At 42.1% G+C, this 6,109-nt stretch carries 4 protein-coding genes; all 4 read right to left on the minus strand.

Going from position 1 to position 6,109, the window contains the following annotated elements; translation table 11 throughout:
• Window positions 1–458 precede the first annotated feature (458 nt).
• Window positions 459–1,895, minus strand: a complete 1,437-nt coding sequence (murE, locus tag PHQ42_01285; GenBank protein MDD5071347.1) for a UDP-N-acetylmuramyl-tripeptide synthetase — start codon at window positions 1,893–1,895, stop codon at window positions 459–461.
• Between the two features lie 97 nt (window positions 1,896–1,992).
• On the minus strand, window positions 1,993–3,039 hold the full coding sequence (locus PHQ42_01290; protein MDD5071348.1) for a peptidoglycan bridge formation glycyltransferase FemA/FemB family protein: 1,047 nt from the start codon (window positions 3,037–3,039) through the stop codon (window positions 1,993–1,995).
• A 169-nt stretch (window positions 3,040–3,208) separates the two neighbouring features.
• The gene (gene secF / locus PHQ42_01295) at window positions 3,209–4,105 is read right to left on the minus strand and encodes a protein translocase subunit SecF (protein MDD5071349.1); all 897 of its coding nucleotides are present in this window, start codon (window positions 4,103–4,105) and stop codon (window positions 3,209–3,211) included.
• 125 nt (window positions 4,106–4,230) lie between these two features.
• On the minus strand, window positions 4,231–6,109 hold a 1,879-nt coding region (locus PHQ42_01300; protein MDD5071350.1), incomplete at its 5' end, for a peptidylprolyl isomerase.

Genomic DNA, 6,109 nt, shown 5'->3' on the forward strand with positions numbered 1-6,109 from the left:
TTATTAGGTTGAGTTGGAAAAAGTTATTTAATTAAGTTAGAAAGAGAGAAATAAATCACCTTGGGAGGTTTTTAAAATTAAAAAGCATGGGGAGTTATATTCGGCAAAAAAATAAAACAAAAAAACGGCTAAACAAGCGTAAACTAAAGACGCAAATATTTCCGTTTTTTATAACGTTTTGTATATAACTTATATTAGTTTATTATTTCTCTTATGTTAACAGATATGAAAAAGCTTGTCAAGGTGGATAAGCAAAATAATTAAAATAAATCAAATTTACCAATTTTTTCTTTATTTCTAGCTAAAATTTAATTTTTCTAAAAAAGTTATCCACAGGCTACAACAAAAATAATTTTAGCGCTACTGTAGCCACCCTAACCAATTCTGTTTTTCCATTATCTCCACTTATCCATATTTTAACTTATTTATTTCTAATTATTTATTCTACATCAATCTCGTTATGCGTTATGCGTTATGCGTTCCAGCTCTTCCTTCGCCACTTCCCGATCATCCCATTTTATTTTTTCACCATTGGCCGCGCAAATCGCCTGCTCGCTCCCCTTGCCAGTTATCAAAACAATATCGTTTTCTTCGGCTAAAGATAAGGCTTTGCGAATAGCTTCGCGCCGGTCCAGTATTTTAAAAACTTTTTTGCTTGATTTGACTCCTCGGGCCACCTCGTCAATAATCGTTTGAGGGTTTTCGTCATAAGGGTCTTCATTGGTAATAATTATATAATCAGCATGCCGCCCGGCCAAGACGCCCAGTTTGGGCCTGCGGGCTTTATCCCTGCCCCCGCCGGCCGAGCCTAGGACATGAATAATTTTTCCGCGCGGAATTAATTCAACGGTTTCATAAAGCTTGGCAACCGCTTTCGGCTCAAAAGCGTAATCAACGATCACGGTAAAATTCTGTCCGGCCTCTATTTTTTCAAAACGACCGGGCACGCCTGCGACATTTTCCAGGCCTTCCTTGATTTTTTTCATATCCAAGCCTTCTGACAATCCGACGCAAACCGCGACCATAGCGTTAGCCGCGTTAAATTCGCCCAAAAGCCTTAAATTGATTTTTGAACTTGCTCCGCCTGCCCCGCCTTGGCGGTGGCTTTGGTTATGGCTCGGACGGCGGTTATTTACGAAAAAACTCGTCCCCTCTCTGCCGGCAAACACTTCAGAATACTTTATCTCTTCGGCTTTGGGCAGGCCTAAATCGCCCTTTTTCGTATAAACCATCCTTTCTTCCGCCCAAAAATCCAGAAAGTATTTAACCTCTTTGTCGTCGCCGTTGGCGATAATAATTTTTTTCACTCGATTCAAATCCGTTCTTTTGATTCCCGAATCGGACGAGCAAACGCATTTTTCGTTATCGGCATATTTTATCTTCCCTCTTTTCAAATGCTTAAACAATTCTCCTTTGGCTTTTTTATAATCGACAAAACTGCCATGCGATTCAATATGCTCCGGATAAAGTCCGGTAAAAATCAGGCTGTCATAATTTATGAAGCGGTGCCGGAACTGCCTTATTCCTTCCGAAGTCGTTTCTATAATGGCATACTGGCATTTATGCTTAACCATCTGGCGCAAAATTTTCTGGGTAAAAAAACGGCCAGGCATCGTCATCTTTCTGTCGTTGAGCCACTCTTTTTCCCCGTCCGAAAACATGGCCGTGGAAGTATAGCCGACTTTATGTCCCGCAGCTTTAAGCATTTTGGAAATTAAATAAGCGCTCGTGGTTTTACCCGTGGTGCCGGTTATGCCAATGACGATTAATTTTTCGCTCGGGAAGCGGTAAAACAAAGCGGCTGAAAAGCTAAAAATAAAATGATAAGCCGGCTGGAGAGCTTTGAATATTTTGCGGGGTATTAGTCTTTTTATTATATGTAAAAGTTTGTCCATAAAGGCTCAGTAAAAATAAAAAATATTTGTAAAAATTACTCATCCCGCCTGCTGGCGGGATTCATAATTTTTGATTTTTTATATTTAATTTTTTATTTTAGAAAGTCCTTCGCACCTTCCTGACCATTTTATAAACGCTGTACCAGCCGGAATCAAAAATCAAATCAAAAGTCCCGGGATAATTCATTTCCTGGCCGCCAAAACCCTTTTTAAATCTTGTCACGCCCGGCCATTTTTTCTCATCAATTCCAAAAAAATCATAATATTTATAACCCATTTTTTTGGCCAATTTTATAACTTCCCATTGCAAGGCGTAAGGCGCCATTAAATTGCGGCTGGCATTGCTTGAAGCCCCGTGCATATAAGTGGCGGTATTGCCGAAAAAAGAAAAAATACCGGTGGAAATAGGTTCGCCTTTGTGCCGGGCAAAAAATATTTTTATAAAATCGCGGCCAAACTTCAACATCTCCTTATAGTAATCAATCCCATGCAAACGGAAATTATCGCGGTCGCTTGTCTGGCCCATTAATTCCCAAAATTTGTCAAAACTTTCAATTCCCGACTCCTCCACTTTTATTTTTTTCTTTTCCGCCAGCCGAATATTGTATCTGGTTTTGGGGCGCATATCCTCCAATAATTCATTCTCAGCTTTCATCAGATCTAAAGTTAAAGTTCTGCTCGGCTGCACATCCAAAGTTTTTTCTATTTCCCAGTTCTCCAGCTTGCATTCAACTTCCGGCTCAAACCTTAAAAACATCGCCCCCTCTTTTCTCGCCAATTCTCTTATCTCATAAAACAACAATTCAACAACTTGTTTGGAATTCGCCCGCCCCGCTTCGCTTGGCGAGGCCGGGGGAATTTGGTTATTTGAATTTGTTCGGAATTCGGAATTCGGAATTCGGAATTTTTCAATAACCGGTCCGCGTGGACAATAAAAATAACTCTTGCCCATGGGCAAAAATTTTTTTACAATCGTGGCCGCCGCGGCTAAGTCTTGGTCTTCTCCCACTCCCAAACGAAAAACCTCGCCCGCCACTTTTTTCTGGAACTCTCCCCACAAGAAAGACTGCAAAAATTGACTATGTTTCTGACCAGCGGCAAAACCATCAAGTTTATCCTTGTCTTTTATTTCAATAATCTCCATATCTGTTATTATAACACACTACACCTAAAAGCTAACAGCTAAAAGCTATTAGATTATAACACATCGGGCAAAAAGAAAAGGAAGCAGAAAAACCGCTCCCCTTCAAATTGCCCCCCTTCGGCAAAGGGGGTTAGGAGGGATTTTTCCTCCCCCTAATCCACTCCCCTTCTTACTTCTTTAATTTCTCCCAGATTACCAAAACCGGAGAGGCGACAAAAATTGAAGAATAGGTGCCGATAAAAACGCCGATGGACAAAGCCAAAACAAAATCCCTTATCGTATTCCCGCCCCAAAAAAGAATAGAAAGCAAAACCAGCAAAGTCGTCAAAGAAGTATTCAAGGAGCGGGTTAAAGTTTGATTGACGCTGGTGTTAACCGTGCCTTCAAAATCTTCTTCGCTTCTGGGAAGGTTTTCCCTGATGCGGTCAAAAACCACAATCGTATCATTGACGCTATAGCCCAAAACCGTTAGAATCGCCGCTACGAAAGGCGTGTTTATTTCCACTCCCCAAAATTTGCCAAGAATCGCAAAAATTCCCAAGGTGATTAAAACATCATGAAAAAGCGCGATAATAGCCGATAAGCCATACTTCCAGGAAGCAACCGGTTTGGAAACTTTCCGAAAAGCAAAAGCGATATAAGCGATAATTATAACCAAGACAATAATTATGGCGTTAAAAGATTTGCTTTTGAGTTCTTTGCCAATTGAGGGTCCGATTGAATCAAAACGCAATTCTTCCACAGCGCTGCCGCCTTCAGCATCATAACCGCTTAATTTAGACATTATGGCCTGATGTTTTTCTTCGGAATTTTCCCGAAACCGCAAAATAACCGAGTCGCTTTCTGTCGGCTGAATTATTAAGCTGCTTAAACCCGCGTCTTTAAAACTTTCCCTAAGATCAGCCACGGACGGTTGGCTTTCCAAAAATTTTACTTCCAACAAGCTGCCGCCGGTAAAATCTATGCCAAAGTTCAGTCCCCACATAAATAAAGCGATAATCGACAAGGCGACCAGAATTCCGGAAAAGGACAGCCAGATTTTTCTTTTTTGAATTATTTTATACATAATAATAATTAAAAATGAAAAATGAATAATGAATAATTATTGTATTTGCTTATTAATTTATTTAGTAATTCTGTCGCAATAGCCTGCCTGCGCAGACGGGCGACATCTTAATTATTCATTTTTAATTATTCATTTTTAATTTTAACTCCAATCAGCCAGTTTCTTTTTTCCAACCACTCCCGGCCGACCAAAAGGAGAAAATTTCTTGTTACCACAATTGCGGAAAACATGGAAATGGTCACGCCGATAAACAAGGTTGTGCCAAACCCCTGGACCGAACCGGTCCCGAAAGTCATCAAAACCAAACAAATGAAAATTGTCGTGATATTCCCGTCTCTGATTGACGGCCAGGCCCGCTTAAATCCTTCATCAATCGCCGCGGGCAGGAGCTGGCCGGCCATAAGCTCTTCTTTCATCCTCTCAAAAACCAAAACGTTGGCGTCAACGGCCATGCCGATAGACAGAATAAATCCGGCAAAACCGGCCAAAGTCAAAGTAACGGAACTATAAGCAAAAGAGAATAATAATATCCCCGCCAATATGATCAGGGCCGCCAAGCCGGCGTTTAAAAATTTCAACTCGCTGAAAGTGGAAATCAGCAATCCGCTTATTAAAATTATTAAAATCAAAGAGAGCCAAACCGGCATAGCTTTGAAGAAAGCCAAAACCGATATGCCGTAAACCGCCAAAGACAGAACGGCCAACAGGCCGGGAAGGCGATAATAAACAACCATAAAAAGCGCCACCAAAATCAAGCCGATAATACCCGCCTTTAAGCTGTTAAAAATTGATTGCTGGCCCAAGCTGGCGCCGATTGTGCTCTGGCTAACCAAAACGATAGGAACGGGCAAAGCGCCGGCGTTTAGGCGCTGGGACAATAATTTAGCTTCTTTAATGTTAAAATTGCCGGTAATAACCGCCCGGCCGCCGGTAATTTTTTCATTCACCGTCGGGACGCTGATAGGATAACCGTCCAAAAATATAGCCACCGGCTTCCCGACATTGCGAGCGGTTATTTCTTCAAATAAATTCGCTCCCTCGCCGTCAAATTCTAGGGCCACTTCCGGGGAATTGTCATTGGGGTTGAATTCAACTGAAGCCCGCTTTAAATACTTGCCGGTCAATTCAGTATTCTTCCATTCGCCTTCCTTTCCCACAATGTCCTCCCTGCTCATTGTTTTTATCAAAATAAGGCTAACTTGATATTCTTCTATTTTTCTTTCTTCCTGTTTATAAATTAAATGGTAGCCGAATTCGGTTTCCACGATCTCGGAAATCGTTCCGGCTTTTTGGGAAAAAACCGCGTCCTCAAAAGGTTTGACCATCATTCCCGAACCGAACCAGCCCAAATCGCCGGCGCTGGTTTCGGCGCCCGGTTCGGTGGAATTGTTTTTCACCAAATCAACGAAATTACCGGGCGTGGCCTCGTCTTTTAATTTTTTAATTTTCTCATAAGCCTCTTCCTTGGGCAGGCCGCTTTCGCATCTCTGGCTGCCCTCGTAGCAAACCAAAAGATGGGAAGCTTTCACCTCTATTTCTTCCTGATTGTTAAAAGGGTCTTTTTTTATCCTCTTGTTCTCAAGCTTGGCAATCTCGTAACCGTTATTGCCCGCGACCAAATCCCGCGTAGTCTGGCCCGGCTTTAAAGATTTAACCAAAGAAATGATGTCCGGATTGTCCCTTTCCATAATCCAACCCAAATCGCCGCCCCTGTCTTTGGTCTCTTCGTCTTCGCTGTACTGCCCGGCCAGAGCGGCAAAGTCGCCGCCCGATATTATCTTGCCCAAAACTTCTTCAGCCTTAGCTTCGGCGGCCTTGTTAAAATCATCAATTTTTTTCCGCTCCTCATCCGTTAACTCTCGGCTCGCGCCCTCTTCTTTAAATTCCAAAAGCGGGGTTTCGCCGATCATTTTTATAGCCTCATCCACATCCTTAATGCCGGCCAGCTCCACAATGATCCGATAATCGCCCATGGTCGTTTTGTTAACCTGGACTATCGGTTCA

Source organism: Patescibacteria group bacterium (assembly GCA_028711655.1).
GTDB lineage: Bacteria > Patescibacteriota > Patescibacteriia > Patescibacteriales > JAQTRU01 > JAQTRU01.